Consider the following 17,078-nt stretch of genomic DNA (forward strand, 5'->3'; position numbering starts at 1 on the left):
TGATGCATGTATTGCTTGCAGCACAGCCAGGTCAAGAGGGAAAAGTTCGGAAATCATTGGCGTCGGGATAAGCGGAATCGCCAGAACGGTTTTGGGTACTGAGAGTGACACCTAGGGTGTTCCTCCCTGCCGACCTGACGAGCTAGCCAATGATCCCATCCCGTAATGATGTAGTGCTCAGTCATCACCTCCCGATGAACGTCAACGCGCCACTGGCGTCCGTAGATCAACCCCAGTTCAATAAGCCTGGGCTCAGGACTGAAGGTCCCGTCCCCTCCCATGACACCGCCCGTTCCGAGGGCGACAGCCTTCTGGCCGAGATTTATGGCAAGGCACTCCTTCGCTTGACTGATGTTGAAAGTCAGGATCGGGAGGTGATGATAGAAAACATTCCTCCCAACTCCACATTCGGTCAGTGGTGGGCGCAATTAGGGCGAGCGATGCAGTCCGATGATGTCAAGGAGTGGATGAGACACATCGGGGTGGATAGCCGCACAGTGAAAATCACGCCCGAATCGGGTCAAGTATCTTTCAAAGTTCAGCGCTATATCACCGCATCACCAGTGACACAGACGCATGGCCAGGAAGACAAGCAGTGGTCCGGGGTAAGCGGCCCTGTCGTTGAGGCGGCGAAGGTCATAGCGGCGGGCAACGGACTTTCCACTTTCTCCCCGCCGTTGTCCGAACACAGCAACAGCGCGCCGTTATGGCTGGTGAAGCGCTTCTATCGGGAGCCCGAAAAATCGTCAGTCGCAGAGCGCCAGGACAGAGCGGCGCAATTGGCGCAGGATAAATCCTTTGCGCAGCTACCCGCCGGCCTTCAAGAGGCGCGCAGTGAGGAGGCACTCACAGGGCAAAAGAAGGCCCTGGGAGATAAGAATACCCGCCGTGATGCCGCGTTTGCGTTCACGCATCTCGCCACGCTTTTAAAGCGCGGCGATCTTCCCTCCGAGCTGATTCTCGATCACCTGCAGAAAAACAACGTCCAGATCGCCCCCGACAGCAGCTATCCGGAAGCTGCCAGGAACACATGGGGCGAAGCCACACTTGAGCACTACCTGCAGGCAAACGGTTGGGATATTCCCACCAATCACCAGGAAGCGGAGAATCTCGCCGCGGCCCTGCTCAGACCAGAACCCCAACACCCGCCCCATGGCAACTATGGCGGTGCACTGGCATGGCCGATACCACTCGACACCCGCAGCCAGTGGCAACTGAGGGCAAACCTACGTCACGGCAAGATCGGCGACATTGACCTGAAGCCTTTCAAGAGCGTGCTGGAGTACCTGGCGCAAGACGCGACATTCGAGCCTTCCGAGTTACGTCATCCTCAACGGGTCCTCGACAGGTTGATCCAGTCGCCCAGGGGGCAGGCACTTGGCCAAGCACTGCAGAGCAGTTTCGATGCAAAGTCTGTGAAAGGCAGTCCCAACGACTGGCTGCTGGCTGCGCTGAGTATTGACCGTAAGGTTCAACCAGGCGCTCCCAGAGGCTACGTAGCGGGCATTTCTACCTTGGGCCCTAATGTTTACGGGAAGCCTGTAGCGGGCATCGTCAAGGACCTGAACGACTACCTGGTGTCCTCAGGCCAAGCATCGTCGCCCGAGAAAGCCGCGCTGCAAGCCCACCTGCTGTTGGCAAGTCGTACGCCGGAGTTGCTGGTCAAGGACATCCCCGAAAGCCTGACCTTCGGCTCTCACAGTTGGGTCAGTTTTGTCACCGCCGTCGGGCGCCTTGAGGCGAAGGCAGCGGGATCAACGGCGGTGATGACCTACGGCGAGGTGATGCTGCAAGCGGCGATCGCACCGATCTCTGAAGAGGAGCGTCGTACTGAGTTCCTTGTCCAGCTGGAAGCGCTCAAGGACTGGGGGCGTGCCAATGGCTTGCCTTACCCTGAAAACGAAACGCAGATGAACGAAGTGCGCAACGCGTTTCATGTTCGGATCGCTGAATTGAAAACTGCCAGCGACGCGCAACGTGCACCGATGCCGATAGCCAGGGACATGGCGCGGGAAGAGTTACAGAAGGCGCTGCCGCACATGGCTGCGGCACTGTTTGATGAAAAGTGCATCACGCTGGAGCCTTCTGTTGCGGATTTGCCCGGACCTTATTCGGTCCTGGATTTGTACATGGATGGAAGAAGTGCACATGGCGCACCCACCGCCCAACCCGATGCTTTTTATAGAGCGCTCTTCACCGACGGATCCCCCTACTCGCCCAGCAGGTTTGTTTCGTCAGCCTCTGGCGTCAATATCAGCGAGGTTCTGAAAACGATAAAGCAACTCCCTCATCTTTCCTCGGCCTTCAAAAGTGCGTTTTCGGCGTACTGCTCAGGCATGGAAAAAAGCCTGGGCACGCAAGTCAAACACTTGATATCGCAACAACCCATTTCCACGCGAAATAATCTTGAACTCGGAAAATTAACTCTTGTTAAAGAGCAATACATTGACTATTCACCCTTCTCTCTCATGCCGAAAATACGCGAGCGTGACGATCACAACCTGTTGGTCAAAACTGAACGCATGGGTCAGATTCATACCTACGAGATAGATCTAAAACACGCAAAAATTACCGAACGTACCGACCTGGGCGATTTTCGACCTGGAAGATTCCCAACCGGTCACACCCATCCTGATAGAAAACTTGTCCAGGTGATTCCCGATACACCGTCCGCGTCAGGCCTCACGGATGAAAAAAGTGGCGCAGCCGCCACGCCCGATAGCTTTAACAGTGAACGTACCTCTTATATTGCCGATGCGTTTATCAAACACATCAATATCAAAGCACTCACAATGGAGGCCCAACAACAAACGACCTTTGACACTGAGGAGCCTTTTCACAAAAAGGTGCGTGAGTTCATGTTGAATCTGATCCCGTTAAGGTCGGCGATTTTCAACTTTCAAAACGGTGATTACGCTGAAGGCGTTTTGGATCTGACATTGGATGTGTTTGGTTTTATCGTCGGGGCCGGTGCGGCGGCAAAGGGCGCCAAAGCAATGATGTCCGGCGCTTCCGCACTCAGCAAGCTGCTCCACGGCGCTAAGATTGTCGGGCGTACAGCCATAGGAAGTCTTAATCCCTTCGACGGCGCAACGGACCTCGCCAAGGGGGCCTTTTACCTCGCGAAAACTGGTTCCACGTCAGTACTAAAGGGTTTTAGAACACTGACTCATTCTGCTGGCAGTTATGACCTGGTGTCAGCCAGTAAACGTTTCGACGCGGCCTCGGTGGGAACATTCAAGGTCAACAACGAGTTCATTGAAGCACCGGCAACCCTTCTCGATGGAAAGTGGCACGCCTTCAACCCGGCAACCGGGCAACCCTACGGCCCTGCCATAAAAGACTTCCTGCCTTCGGTACACAGCAATGATTTGGGAAGTTTTGCGACAGCAACGGACCCTGCAAAAAGAATAAGTGGCGCGGTGGTCGGCGACTGGAAGAAATCCGTTAGAACCCATCGAGAAGGGCCAGATAAAGAGGCGTTTGACCGCGGCTATATTTACGGAGACCCGCGGAAGATCAATGGCTACTCCAATAAGATGTCATTGGCTGACTTAATGAAGCTTGGCGCCAGTAAAACCCTGACATCAGAACAGGTCGGCATGTTGGTCAAAAAGTATGACGACATGGCCTATCAGTTCGGTAAAAACACATCGGCGCGATTTATAGGCAACATTGAGCCGCGCTTCGGCGACGTTACGCCTATGCCCCAAATCATTTACCTCACCCAAACAGGGCAATTGTCTGATGGTCAGTGCGCGGCTCTCGCACGTGCCATGGCAACGGCGATGGCGCAAGGCAAGGAGCAAGTGTTAATCAAGAATATGTACACCGCCGCGGCCTTTGCGTTAGATCCGGCCTCCAGGGATTTCGTCGCCAAGCTCAGTAAAATCCAAAGCAAAACGGGTGGCCAAAGTGCCTTCCACGCAGGACAGCCCACCCGTCAGGTTTCCATTCAAGACATGGTGAGGGAGCTGTCCAATTCGACGATTTCGAAATCATTAATGATCGACTCTCCAGGCCATGCGATGGCCGCGGGAGTAAAAGTCGATGGCGGGTATAAAACGTATTACTTTTATGATCCCAACCATGGTCTCGCCAACTTCTCAAGCGCAGAGGCGATGCAAAAAGGCTTAGAAAAACTGACGCGTGACAAGAAACTTCAGCCCCCCTATAAAACCCATAGCACCGACCCAACAAAGTTGGAATTCAAGGTCTTTGATCACACGGATGACTGGCAGCAAAAAAACAGCGTTTTCAATCTGGACGTCAACAGCTTGTACAGCGCCCCCCTCACTCCGTCCGGCCCCCAAAAACTGTCTAACACTCAGTTGAGACAGAACTTGGAAATACTGCACAAAGCGCCGGGTAATCAGGGCCTGGTTTGTTACGAGGCGTCTATGCGGGTGGGGCAGGCTGAAAAAAGCCTTTCATCTGAAGTGTACGATGCTGTCATAAAGGCTACAGACCGCAGCGGCGGCACAAACTATTCGCCGCATTACCTGGACCTGATGGGGATAAAAACAGATAGCCTCCAAACGGTGTTCAACAGCGCTGACATTACAGAGTCCGGGCTATTGAATTTCAAGCATACCAATGAGGGCGAAGCGTTCGCGCACACCGTCTACATCCAAAAAACCAAAGACAATCAGTTGTACCTTTTCAACACTAATAGTCCGGATCTGGATATGGCCATGATCAAAAATGGCAACCTCCCGGTGATTAGCGGCGGTATGACGGTCTATCCACTGAGCAACGACAAAGGTCTGCAGGCCTTCCTCAATGGTATTGACGGAAAACGCGGTTGGCAGTTCGCGTACACGCCAGCCAGTACGCTCAACGCCAATGTTCAAAGGTTAAAACGTTAACGATTGAATTGAGTGGCGCCCACGCGCCACTTTTTCACGCCAGCAAGCGTTGGATATGCTCGTGCAGGGTATCCAGGTCAAACGGCTTGGCCAGGATCGGCGCATTGCGCGTGATCGGGCTGTTGCATTCGAGAATTTCCTGCGGGTAACCGCTGATAAAAATGACCTTCAATTCCGGTCGCAACTGGATCGCCGGTTCTGCGATCTGTACCCCGGAAATCCCGCCCGGCAGACGGTAGTCGGTGACCATCAGGTCCAAGTGCGGCTTGGTCGCCAGAATCTCGAACGCTTGCTTGCCGTCGATCGCCTTCAGGACCCGATAACCCAGGCCTGCCAGGTATTCACCCAGCACAAACATAATGGATTCGTCGTCCTCGACGATCAGTACGACATCTTGTGCATCTTCACTCATGGGAAGCCTTCGTTCGGTCAATTGCTGCAAGTACGACCATGGGGTCACGCAGAGGTTGCGTCGAAGTGACGATTGATTTCACGCTGACGTTTCAAGGGGCAGACACACCCGAAACAGCGCGCCCTCGCCTATCTGGCTTTCGACCTCGATGGTGCCGCCATGGGCCGCAACGATCTGCTCGGAAATAAACAGCCCAAGGCCCAGGCCCGCCGCCACTTGGCTGGCAGACACGCGCTCGAACTGCTGGAAAATACGCTTCTGGTTCTCTGCACTGATGCCGATACCGTGGTCGCGCACTTCGACCCGAGCTTCGCCATGCTCGCTGTATACCTGCACCTCCACCGGGCTTTTGGCCCCGTAGCGCAAGGCATTGGTCAGCAGGTTGGTGACTACCTGCTCAATGCGGAACTCATCCCAGTTCCCTTCGACGGGCCCTTGCACAACCAGTTGCATCGACGAGTCGGCGGCTGCCACTTGTGGCGCGAAGTTCTCCACCAGGTTGCTGACCAGTTGCGCGAGGTCAAACCTTGCGGGGCGGATCGACAGTTTGCCGGTGCGAATGCGCGACACATCAAGCATGTCTTCAATCAGGCGAATCAAGCTTTTGATCTGCCGCTCATCGCGGTCAACCATCGCGTGCATCTTGTCCAGGGTGAACGCGGCGGCGTTATCCCGGGCCAGGTGCATCTTGCGGAGCTGTGTCTCCAGGATCAGCCCGTTAAGGGGCGTACGCACCTCATGGGCGACAATCGACATAAAGTCATCACGCATGCGCACAGCCTGTTCCAACTCGGCCTGGGTGGCCTGCAGGCGGTTCAGCAACTGCTCCTGCTCGCGGCGGCTGCGCTCCAACGCTTCAACCTGTTGCTTCATGGCCTTGCTTTGGCGGTACAAGTCGACGAAGACATTGACCTTGCTCTTCACCGCGTGGATATCCAGCGGTTTATGCAGGAAGTCCACCGCGCCGCTCTCGTAGCCCTTGAAGGCGTAGTTGAGTTCGCGGCCGGCGGCACTGACGAACACGATCGGGATGTTCTTGGTTTTTTCGGTGCCTCGCATCAGTTCGGCCAATTCAAAACCGTTCATGCCGGGCATCTGCACGTCGAGAATCGCCATGGCGAATTCGTGTTCCAGTAACAGGGACAAGGCCTCGTCGGCGCTCAACGCTTTGAAGACCTGGCGATCCTCGCGTTTGATCAGCGCTTCGAGAGCCAGCAGGTTCTCCGGCAGATCGTCGACGATCAGCAGTTTGGCCTGGAAGGTACTTAACATGGGGAGGATTCCAGCAAAGCCAGCAACGAGCCAATTTGGCTCAGCGTGAGAATATGGTCAGGTGTATGCAAGGCCAGGGCCGCTAGCGGCATCACCGAAATACGCGCCTCGGCGGGGTCTTGCACGACGGTGATCCCCCCCGAGCGCTTGACATGGGCCAACCCTTTCGCGCCGTCCTGGTTGGCGCCGGTCAGCAGAATAGCCAGCAAGTTTTTGCCATAGACATCAGCGGCGGACGCGAACAGGTAATCGATGGCGGGCCGGGAATGATGCACGCGATCCTCCTGGCTCAGGGACAGACTGCGGTCATGCTCCACCGACAGGTGATAGCCGGGACCGGCGAAATACAGGGAGCCCGCAGCAATAATTTCTTTGTCACGAGCTTCAAGCACCGGGATACGCAAGCGCCGCGCAAATACCTCGGCCAGTTGGCTGCGGCGCTCATCTGGCAGGTGCAGCACGGCAATGATCGGCAATCCAAAGCCCGCAGGCAGCTCGCCAAAAATATGCAGCAACGCCTCCACACCGCCGGCAGACGCGCCGACGACGATGGCTTCAATCCCGCGAATCGGGCTGGCTTGCGCGTCGTTCATGATTTCCGGTAGATCCGCTCTTGCTTGACCAAGGCTTCGAACTGCTTGCTGTAGGCAGAAAAATCCAGGGTTTCCTTACTGCCCAGCACCAGGAAGCCGCGATGGCACAGCGACTCATGAAACAACCCAAACGCCCTGTCTTGCAACTTTTTATTGAAATATATCAGTACGTTACGGCATGAAATTAATTGAGTTTCTGAGAACACGCTATCGGTCGCCAGGCTGTGATCAGCAAAGGTCACGTTCTCGCGCAGCGTCTTGTCGAAGATCGCGTAATCGTAAGCCGCCGTGTAGTAGTCGGCAAATGAACGCTGCCCACCCGCCTGCTGATAGTTGGCGGTGTAGGCGCGCACGTTCTCCAGGGAAAAGATGCCCTGCTTGGCTTTATCGAGCGAGGCGGGATTGATGTCCGTGGCATAGATGATCGTGCGCTCCAGCAGCCCTTCTTCGCGCAGCAGGATCGCCATGGAGTACACCTCCTCCCCTGTGCTGCAGCCGGCGATCCAGATCTTGATCGACGGATAGGTTTTGAGCAGCGGTACGACTTCCTGGCGGATCGCCAGGAAGTGCGACGGGTCGCGAAACATCTCGCTCACCGGGATCGTGAGAAATTGCAGCAATTGCATGAATGCCGCTGGATCATGCAGCACCCGTTCCTGCAACGCCGAAATGGTCGCGCAGTCGAACTGGCGTAGGGCGTGAGCCACACGGCGTTTGACCGACGCACCCGAGTAGTCGCGAAAGTCATAGCTGTACTTGAGGTATATCGCCTCAATCAGCAGGCGCAGCTCAATGTCGCTGCTCTTGTCCAAAAAAACGTGCTCCACTTAAATGCGTTCCATCTTGGGTAGCCATACGCGAATCAGTGAGAACAGACGGTCCAGATCGATCGGCTTTGCCAAGTAATCGTTGGAACCCGCCGCGAGGCAGCGCTCCTGATCGTCCTTCATGGCCTTGGCCGTCACCGCAATAATCGGCAGCTTCTTCCAACGCGGGTCCTGGCGGATCAGGGCGGTGGCTTCGTAACCGTCCATCTCCGGCATCATCACGTCCATCAGCACCAGGTCGATATCGTCGACTTCATTGAGTTTCTCGATGGCTTCACGGCCGTTACGCCCGATCACCACCACGGCACCTTTATGCTCCAGGGCGCTGGTGAGGGCGAAGATGTTGCGCACATCGTCGTCCACCAACAGGATCTTGCGCCCCTCGAAGACCTTGTCGCGGCTGCGGGCAGTCTTGAGCATCTTCTGGCGGTCATGGGACAGCTGGGATTCGACTTTGTGCAGAAAGAGTGTGACTTCGTCCAGCAGGCGCTCCGGCGAACGGGCGCCCTTGATGATGATTGAGCGCGAGTACTTGCGTAGCTCGGCCTCTTCATCACGGGTGAGGTTACGCCCGGTGTAGACAATCACTGGCGGGAACGAGCAAATGTCCTCGGTGGCCATGCGCTTGAGCAGCTCGTTGCCGAGCATGTCAGGCAGCTTGAGGTCGATGATCATGCAATCGTAGACGTTGGTGCGCAGCAGCTCCAACGCGGCCTGGGCGTAACCGACATCGGTAATTTCGATGTCATCGTCGCCGATCAGGCGGGCAATGCTATCGCGTTGCAGGTCGTCGTCTTCCACCAGCAATACGCGCTTGACCTTTTGGGTCAGCTTGGCTTCCAGGCGCGCAAATACGTCCTTGAGCTCCTCGCGGGTGGTGGGTTTCACCGCATACCCGATGGCGCCCATGTGCATGGCGGCTTCGACGCGGTCTTCGACGGATATCACATGCACCGGGATATGACGGGTACTGGCGTGCTCCTTGAGGCGTTGCAACACGGTCAACCCGGAATGGTCCGGCAGGCGCATGTCCAGCAGGATTGCATCGGGGATGTATTCCTCAGCCAGGCTATAACCCTCATCCGCACCGTGGGCGACCAGGCATTGGTAGCCCAGCTCGTGGGCCAGGTCGAACAGGATGCGCGCGAAGTTAGGCTCGTCTTCTACCACCAGGATGCAGCGCGTGGTGAACGGTGCCTTGTCGCGGTCGTCGGCAAAGCGCGGGATGAGTTTAGTGTCGGTCACCGGTAACGGCGACACTTTGATCGGCGTTGGTGCCGGCACTACGACGGCCTGGCGCGGCTGCTCGATCGGCGGCGCGTCTTCGGCGCGCTCCACGTACTGCTCCGGCAATACCAGCGTGAAAACGCTGCCCTTGCCCGGTTCACTGGTTACGCTGATGTAGCCACCCAGCAAGGCCGCCAGGTCCCGGGAGATCGACAGGCCCAGGCCGGTGCCGCCGTAACGCCGGTTGGTGGTGCCATCGGCCTGGCGGAAGGCTTCGAAGATGCTTTCCTGCTGGTCCGGAGCAATGCCGATCCCGGAATCGCGCACGGTAAAGGCAATGCCCCCTTCCGATGCGCTTGATACCGACAGGCTGACCTGGCCCTGTTCAGTGAACTTGACTGCGTTAGACAGCAGGTTCTTGAGGATCTGCTCCAGGCGCTGGCGGTCGGTGTACAGCATGATCGGCGCACCTGGCTGGATCTCCACCTGGAACCCCAACTTGCGGTCGGCGGCCAGCGGCTCGAACATCCCGCGCAGACCGTCCACAAGACGCGTCACGCTGGAGTTTTCCGGGCGCACTTCCAGTTTGCCGGCTTCCACCTTGGAAATATCCAGGATGTCGTTGATCAGGTTGAGCAGGTCATTACCGGCCGAATAGATCGATTCGGCGAACTTGACCTGTTCGGCACTGAGGTTGTCCTGGGGGTTTTCCGCCAGCAATTTGGCCAGAATCAACGAGCTGTTCAGCGGCGTGCGCAGTTCGTGGGACATGTTGGCGAGGAATTCGGACTTGTACTTGCTGGACCGCTGCAACTCTTCGGCGCGGTCTTCCAGTTCTACCTGAGCCTGATTGAGCTGGATGTTCTTGCGGTCCATGGCGTCGCGCTGTTCGGCCAGGGTCTGGGCCTGCTCGGCCAATTGTTCGTTAGTCTGCTCCAGCTCTGCTTGTTGGGTCTCCAGGTGGGCCTGGGATTCCTTGAGGATGCGTGACTGCTCTTCCAACTCTTCGTTGGCGGTCTTGAGCTCTTCCTGCTGCACTTGCAGCTCTTCGTTGAGCTGCTGGGTTTCGGCCAGCACTTCCTGCAGGCGCTGGCGATAACGCGCGGCTTCGATGGAGGTGCCGATGTTGCCGCCGATGAGTTCCAGCAACTCAACGTCACGGTCCTCCAGCGGGCGCAGGAAGCCGAGTTCGACTACCCCGTTGACGCGGTCATCATCGCTGGTCGGCATCACCAACACGCTGCGGGTGGCGCCTTCGCCAAGGCCGGAACTGACTTTAAAGTAGTCCACCGGCACGTCGTCCAGGCGAATCAGGCGATCCAGCTGGGCAGCCTGCCCAACGATGCCTTCGTCACTGTAGATCGATTGTTCCAGTTGCTCCTGGTCACGGGAGAAGCCATAAGTGGCGACCCGCTTGAGGCCGCCGTGCTCTTCGCGTACATACAGCGCCGCAACCGCCGAGCCCATGTATTGAGCGAAAAATTGCAGGATATTGCGCCCCAGCATGTTCAGGGTCAGTTGGCCCAGCACTTGTTCGGCCAGCTCGGTTTGCCCGTTGCGCAACCAAGCCTGCTGTTCGAGGCGCCGTGCAATCTTCTGCTGAGACGCGAGGGTTGCGGCGTAACTCTGTGATAGAGCAAGTAAATTCTTCCGGCCGATATACGCCAGAAAGCCACTCAAACCGAGTACGAACACCAGGTACAAGGTGACACTGATCACCGTGGTGCGCGTCACGTCCTCATTGCGAGTGAGGCGAAGCTGTTGCTCCATCGCCACCGCATCGTCGTACTCCTTGCGAATCTCATCGGTGAGGCGCTTGCCGCGGCCAGCCTTGACCGCGCCGCGGTAATCACCGCTTTGGCGCTGCATATCTATCATCGACTGGGCGTATTTATTCCACTCGTCCTGCATGGCCTCAAGGCGTTTGAGGCGGTCGACCTGCTGCGGGTTATCGGCCACCAGTTCCTGCAAATTGCGCAGGTCGGCAATGATGCGCGGCTTAGCCACTTCGTATGGGTCGAGGAAATGCTCGTCGCCGGTAATCAGGAAACCACGCATGCCGGTTTCCAAGTCCACGGTGAGCTTGGACGACTCGTTAAGGTTATTGATTACCCGATCGGTGTGCTCAACCCACTTGATCACCGTTAGCAAATAGGTAATCAGGCAGACGAAAAACACGGCGCTCAGCACACCCACACCCAGGGGCAATGCCACGTTCCGGCTCAGGAGGTTACGAAAGCTCTTTTCATCGACGGACGACGCAGGAGTCATGGGCATGCCTTGGCCAAATACGGAAAAACCGGGAGTTTGCCCCAAACTGGCGGGCAAGACCATTTTTCTAAAGCTGTTTTGTACAGATTCCTACAGCGGAACAAGCTATTCTCCCTAGCCTTTTGTATTGCATTGTTTTTACCGCTTGCGGGAACTTGTCTACAGGCCGCGCTTACTCAAGGAAGAGGCCTGTCAGAACGGCAGCCGGTAAACCTCGCCTTTTTTGGGAATTCCATATTATGTCCACAGTCATCTCCACCATCCTTGTCGTTGAAGACGACGCCATCGTGCGCATGCTGATCGTCGATGTGCTGGAGGAGTTGGAGTTCAAGGTGCTTGAAGCAGGCGACGCTGAAAAGGCCTTGGAACAGGTTAAAGATACTGACCAGGTGATTGACCTGATGATGACCGACGTAGGCTTGCCCGATATGGACGGCAAGCAACTGGCAACCAAAGTGCGTGAGTTGCGCCCCTCCCTGCCCATCCTGTTCGCCAGCGGCTATGCCGAAAACATCGATGTGCCTGACGGCATGCAGGTGATTGCCAAGCCGTTTTCCATCGATCAACTGCGTGACAAAGTCAAAGCGATGCTGCCCAACGTTTGACACTCGTCGCCGCCCTGCCCCGTTACTCATTCAATAGGACGCTAGCGCGATCGTGCCCCTCAACGCACGCGCCAAAAGACTTCGAGCGCAACTGGGTGCAAACTTCGTCCGGCAAACACGGGTTCAGCTTTTTACGGTTGTATGCGCCGACCGAGGCCAACGTCGATAAAAGCTGAAAACTGGAAGACATCACCCCCTGCTCATTAAGAGACGCAACAACATGATCAAACAACCGACGCGCCTGCTGTTGGCGAGCCTCTCGATACTCATGAGTACCGGCGCCTTGGCCGATTTCACCGCGACCCCGAGCGAAGCGCGGGCTATCGCCAAGGAAGCGTATCTGTATGGCTACCCGGTCGTGCAGATGTACAAGACGCTTTACACCCAGGCCGTTGATAAAGGCGGTGCCAACTTCAAGGCGCCGTTCAACCGGATAGGCAACACCGCCCAGGTGTTTACGCCCAAAGACACGGCGTCCGTGACCCCGAGTTCCGACACGGCCTACTCGTTTGTATGGATGGACCTGCGCAGCGAGCCGCTGGTGCTGACGTTGCCGAAGATCGAAGACAACCGTTACTACTCGGTGCAGTTGATCGATCTTTACACACAGAACTTCGCCTACCTGGGCACCCGCAGCACCGGCAACAACGGCGGCCACTACATGATTGCCGGCCCGGACTGGAAAGGTCAGCAGCCGGTGGACGTTGACCGCGTGGTGTACAGCGAAAGCAACATCGCCTACGCCCTGTACCGCACGCAGCTGTTCGATGAAAAAGACCTGAACAAGGTCAAGCAGATCCAGAGCGGCTACAAAGTCCAGTCCCTGAGCAGCTATGTGAAACAAGCCGCGCCGGCCAAGGCGCCGAAGGTCGAATGGCCCAAGCCTACGGCGACCATGGTCGAAGGCCCGCAGCTGTTCCGCTACCTGAACTTCATGCTCTCCTTCGCCGCCCCTCAGGACAGTGAAAAAGAGCTGCTCGCGCGTTTTGCCAGGATCGGCATCGCCCCCGGCGCACCCTTCACGCTCAACCAATTGACCGCCGAGCAGCGCAAAGCCCTGGAAGATGGCATCAGCGATGCCCGCGCTGAATTTGCAGCGTTCAAAAAAGACAGGATCGACACGCATCAAGTGCCCAGCGGTGATTTGTTCGGCAGTCGCGACCATCTGCAAAACAACTACCTGTACCGCTACGCCGGTGCGGACCTGGGGATCTTCGGCAACTCCAGTGACGAGGCCGCTTACCTCGAGTACGTCGTCGACAGCGAAGGCAAGCCTGCCAACGGTGCGCGCCACAGTTACACCGTGCATTTCGCCAAGGACCAACTGCCGCCGGCCGATGCGTTCTGGTCCCTGACCCTGTACGACGCAAAGACCAAGTTGCTGGTGCCCAACCACAAGAAACGCTACCTGATCAACTCGCACATGTTGCCTGATCTCAAGCGCGACGCCGATGGCGGCGTGACCCTGGCGCTACAGCACCATGAGCCACCGAAAGCCGAACAGAGCAACTGGTTGCCGGCTCCACCCGGCCCATTCTTCGCTGTGCTGCGCATTTACCTGCCCAAACCTGAGGTAGGTTCCGGTCAATGGAAGCTACCGCCACTGACGCCGCTTAAGTGACACCTCGCGCCCGGTCGCAACAGCGCTGGACCGGGCGCGCCCTGCCCCATGCCGTTGGAATATCACGCCGTAAAACAGGCATGGCGCCTGCGATTGTCTAGGGAGCTGTACCGCACATGACTTGCTGGAATGTCCTCGGCCTGACGCCGGATGCCGATAGCCGTACGATCAAGCGCCAATACGCCGCCTTGCTGAAACAGAACCGCCCGGACGATGACCCGCAAGGCTTTCAGCGCCTGCGCGAAGCCTACGAGGCTGCACTGGCGTGGAACCCGGACGAGCAGGTCGCTGATGACGTGCTGGTCGAGACGCCCGACCAAACCCTCGCTCAGCATTACGAAGCGGCCATGGCCGATGGCACCGCGCTGTTGCTGGAAGTCCACCTGTTACAGCGCTGCATCGAAGGCGATCTGAATGCCGAAGACACCCGGTGGGCCTTCGAAACCTTCAACTGGCTGACTGCCTGGCAACGCCTGGAATTGCCCAGCGCGTTAATCAGCACCCTGGAGTTCCAGCAACGGACCCAATTGCAGAACCCCTTGCACCAAGCCCTTGGCCAGCAAGACGACGCTGCGTTCCTGGCGGCCTACGCCGCTACACCCAACGCGCATGCCTGGGTGAACAATCATCCCCATGCCGAGTGGTTCAACGAATGGTTGGCCAGACTGCTTGCCAACCATCATTACTGGTCGAGCACTGTATTCGAAGCGGTTTGCGCCGGACAAAACTGGCACGGTGGCGCAGATCATGGGTGCCCCGCTGGAGACTGGGCGCAGATGTTGAAGCGCCAAGAGGGTCCTGCTTTTATGGCGCACCAACGTGCATTGGCCGCACAACCGCCCGACAGCCCGCAACAGCGTGCCGCGCGCTTGCTATTGGCACCCATGAGCCTTGGCCAGCGCCGCGCCTTTGCCCAGCGCTTCGACGAAGACGACTGGAAGGCCTGCAAGACGTTGAGTGCCGATATTTATGCCGACCACGTCAGCGTTGCCGAAAGCATGCCCGGTGGCACGGTGTATTTCTGGCAGGGCTGGGAGGCCTCCATGGACAGCTGGCCGTGGATCGTTGCGCTGGTGCTCAGTTGCCTGGTGGGTGTGCTGGTAAAGGCCGAAGCCTTGGCCGGCAAAGTAATACCGACCCTGGGCCAGGGCATTCTGTGGTCGATCGGCGCCGTGGTGTGTGCGGGCATAGCCTGGCAGGCCTGGCGACCGCTGGCCCACCATTACCGCGTGTTGGATGAACAACTCAGCCAACGCTTGCCCCGCTGGCTCAGCCCAACCCACTTGCCGTTGCTGCCGATACGTGACCTGGTACCGGGTCTCATTCTGGCCGCAGCGTTGGGTTATGTGTTCAGCCCGTTCGCCAGTTTGACCCTGGCGGTCGCACTGGCGCTGGTGGGTTTGATCAAGCGGCCGTTCATGAATCACCACACCCCTTGGACCGCCCGGCATCCACGCTGGGCCGTCCTGGGCGGCACGCTTTGTCTTGTTGGCGCGGTCGCGCTCTATGCCGGGTTGAAGATGCTCGACAACCAGCACCTGGTTACCCGCAACCAAGGTCTGCAGCAGTGGACCGAACGCCTGTGCAGCCGCATGCCACGTAGCGTGGTTGAGTGCCAGGCGCCCGCCACCCAAGTGCAGTGGTACGGCCAGGAGGGCAAGCCATGAATCCAAAATGGTTGTTACCCATAAGCATCGCATTGGGCCTTGGCCTGCTCGGGGTGGCCAGCGCCACCAGACCGTTGCAAAAAGTGCAACTGTGGCTGGACCAGCGCGACAGTCCCTACACTGCCAGAGCCAGTGCCCTGGCACCGATCATTGATTGCGTAAACCGCGTCGACCGGGACACGCGCCTCGCGTATTACCCCATTCCAGAAGTGGAGCCCGACAAACCCACCCTCGATACCTATGGCGACCGCAATGAGCCCGAGCCGTACCTTATCCAGCGGTCGGTGTGTTCGCAGCAGTACACGGTGAAACTGGAACGCCAGGCGCCCGACAGCAACTTGCTCGCCGCCGCCGGTGCCTACGCGCAAGCGTTGTACAACGTCACGGCACTGGCCGATGGGGTTACTCGCGTGCAGGCGCGCAGCCTGGCGCCGACAACGCAGGAAATAGCGTCAGAGGCCGCTGGCAAGCAATTGCTGCGGGCCTATGATCAGGTCGTCGAAAAATACCTGGCAGCGTCCACTTCTCTGCGCCAACAGTTGGCGGATGAAGACCTGAGTGTGCGTCCCGCGCAACTGGCGTTGCTGGAAGCGCGCTTTGGCCGAGACATGCAGTGGCACTTGCTCAACTACATGATCGCGGCGCGCCAGGCGGTGAACCAGATCGAGCAAGGCGTGCGCGACGCCAACCTGACCCCGCAGCGCGTGGCTGACTTGACCGAGGGGGTACGCAAGGCCGCCGAGGACAGCAGAGTCTTTCTCAATGCCATGCCCAGCAGAAGGCTGGACGATGAGGCGATTTACCTCTGGTACAACATCAAAGCGCCTGCCGATGAATACCTCAAGGCGTTGACCACCCTGCACCAGGACTGGCAGGAACACGCCGCGCCGCAGCAGTTGAGTGACGACTATTACCGCGTCACCCGCCGCTACGACGCCCTGCTCAGCTATTACAACCGCCTGGCCAGGAATGCGTTCTAGTGGTTTCTGAGCTTTACATAGGACTGATGCAGGTCCGACGCCCAGCCATCGATCACGCTTTTGACGTCATCGGCCTTCATTACCTGGGCAGCATTGTCCAACGGCTTGCCGGTGCCTTTGCGCACCACCTGGGCGATCACCTTGCCAGTGGCCCCGTCCAGGAACTGCGCTTCGGTCCCCAAAGTGGTTTCCTGGTCACGGATGCCGGTACCGGTACTCACCGCCGCTGCCACCAAGGCCACCGGGACGAATTCATAGGGTTTCAGGCCCTCGGTCTTGCTGCTGACGGCGGTGATTGCCGCGCGCACCACGATCACGCCAGGGCCGGGCGCGCTGGCCAGGGGCAGTGACTTGGCCAGCTCACGCTTGAGCGCTTGGTTGTAGTAGGCGTTGATACCGTTGAGGGTGCTCTCGGGGATTTTCGCGGTGGCGTGGGGTTTGGGGTAGAACTGAGTCGGTTCGATGTACGCCGCGTTGTAGCGGCTCAGGTCCAGCTTGGGATCGACCCAGCGCATCACCACGGCGCCCGACGGCGACTGGGCTTGTTTGAGTTGGCTGTAGTCGGACAGAAAGCCCGAATACTCATCCGGTTGCGTGACCTTGCTGGCGCAACCGGTCATCCCCAGCGTGGCGATACACAGCGCGCCGATCATTAGCCTTAGTTTCATCATCGAACTCCTTGGCGGTCATCATCGAAACAGTGAGCTGTAGGTATAGCCAATCCTGGGGAATACG

At 57.8% G+C, this 17,078-nt stretch carries 11 protein-coding genes; 5 read left to right on the plus strand and 6 right to left on the minus strand.

The features are described from left to right. The first annotated feature begins 149 nt into the window (after positions 1 to 149). Positions 150 to 4,868, plus strand: a complete 4,719-nt coding sequence (locus ACEN2T_RS01990; RefSeq protein ID WP_442116200.1) for a hypothetical protein — start codon at positions 150 to 152, stop codon at positions 4,866 to 4,868. 34 nt (positions 4,869 to 4,902) lie between these two features. On the opposite strand, the gene ACEN2T_RS01995 is transcribed toward ACEN2T_RS01990, so the two are convergent. The 5 genes from ACEN2T_RS01995 to ACEN2T_RS02015 form a co-directional block, all read right to left on the minus strand. Next, the gene (locus ACEN2T_RS01995; protein ID WP_032885674.1) at positions 4,903 to 5,280 is read right to left on the minus strand and encodes a response regulator; all 378 of its coding nucleotides are present in this window, start codon (positions 5,278 to 5,280) and stop codon (positions 4,903 to 4,905) included. 78 nt (positions 5,281 to 5,358) lie between these two features. Continuing rightward, a complete protein-coding gene (locus tag ACEN2T_RS02000; RefSeq protein ID WP_095184745.1) occupies positions 5,359 to 6,552 on the minus strand; it encodes a hybrid sensor histidine kinase/response regulator in 1,194 nt (397 codons plus the stop codon). Further along, complete coding sequence (locus tag ACEN2T_RS02005; protein ID WP_099602501.1) at positions 6,546 to 7,145, minus strand: chemotaxis protein CheB; 600 nt, start codon at positions 7,143 to 7,145, stop codon at positions 6,546 to 6,548. The genes ACEN2T_RS02000 and ACEN2T_RS02005 overlap by 7 nt, the downstream gene beginning before the upstream one ends. Continuing rightward, positions 7,142 to 7,972: a CheR family methyltransferase gene (locus ACEN2T_RS02010; protein WP_177326419.1), complete on the minus strand. Its 831-nt coding sequence runs from the start codon at positions 7,970 to 7,972 to the stop codon at positions 7,142 to 7,144. Before ACEN2T_RS02010 ends, ACEN2T_RS02005 begins: the two co-directional genes overlap by 4 nt. Then, positions 7,973 to 11,470, minus strand: a complete 3,498-nt coding sequence (locus tag ACEN2T_RS02015) for a response regulator (RefSeq protein ID WP_095185024.1) — start codon at positions 11,468 to 11,470, stop codon at positions 7,973 to 7,975. A 239-nt stretch (positions 11,471 to 11,709) separates the two neighbouring features. Between ACEN2T_RS02015 and ACEN2T_RS02020 the strand changes: the two genes are divergently transcribed. From ACEN2T_RS02020 to ACEN2T_RS02035, 4 genes are all read left to right on the plus strand, one after another. Beyond that, the gene (locus ACEN2T_RS02020; protein ID WP_122680979.1) at positions 11,710 to 12,075 is read left to right on the plus strand and encodes a response regulator; all 366 of its coding nucleotides are present in this window, start codon (positions 11,710 to 11,712) and stop codon (positions 12,073 to 12,075) included. Positions 12,076 to 12,295: 220 nt separating this feature from the next. Next, positions 12,296 to 13,696, plus strand: coding sequence for a DUF1254 domain-containing protein (locus tag ACEN2T_RS02025; protein ID WP_442116201.1), 1,401 nt, complete (start codon positions 12,296 to 12,298; stop codon positions 13,694 to 13,696). A 116-nt stretch (positions 13,697 to 13,812) separates the two neighbouring features. Then, on the plus strand, positions 13,813 to 15,363 hold the full coding sequence (locus ACEN2T_RS02030) for a J domain-containing protein (protein ID WP_442116202.1): 1,551 nt from the start codon (positions 13,813 to 13,815) through the stop codon (positions 15,361 to 15,363). Continuing rightward, entirely contained in the window at positions 15,360 to 16,343 is a 984-nt protein-coding gene (locus tag ACEN2T_RS02035) for a DUF3829 domain-containing protein (RefSeq protein ID WP_442116203.1), read from the plus strand. The genes ACEN2T_RS02030 and ACEN2T_RS02035 overlap by 4 nt, the downstream gene beginning before the upstream one ends. Here ACEN2T_RS02035 and ACEN2T_RS02040 read toward each other — a convergent pair. After that, on the minus strand, positions 16,340 to 17,011 hold the full coding sequence (locus tag ACEN2T_RS02040; RefSeq protein WP_032885681.1) for a DUF3313 domain-containing protein: 672 nt from the start codon (positions 17,009 to 17,011) through the stop codon (positions 16,340 to 16,342). The genes ACEN2T_RS02035 and ACEN2T_RS02040 overlap by 4 nt on opposite strands. Positions 17,012 to 17,078 lie beyond the last annotated feature (67 nt).

This window comes from Pseudomonas sp. W22_MBD1_FP4 (genome assembly GCF_052113765.1).
GTDB classification, from domain to species: Bacteria; Pseudomonadota; Gammaproteobacteria; order Pseudomonadales; family Pseudomonadaceae; genus Aquipseudomonas; species Aquipseudomonas sivasensis.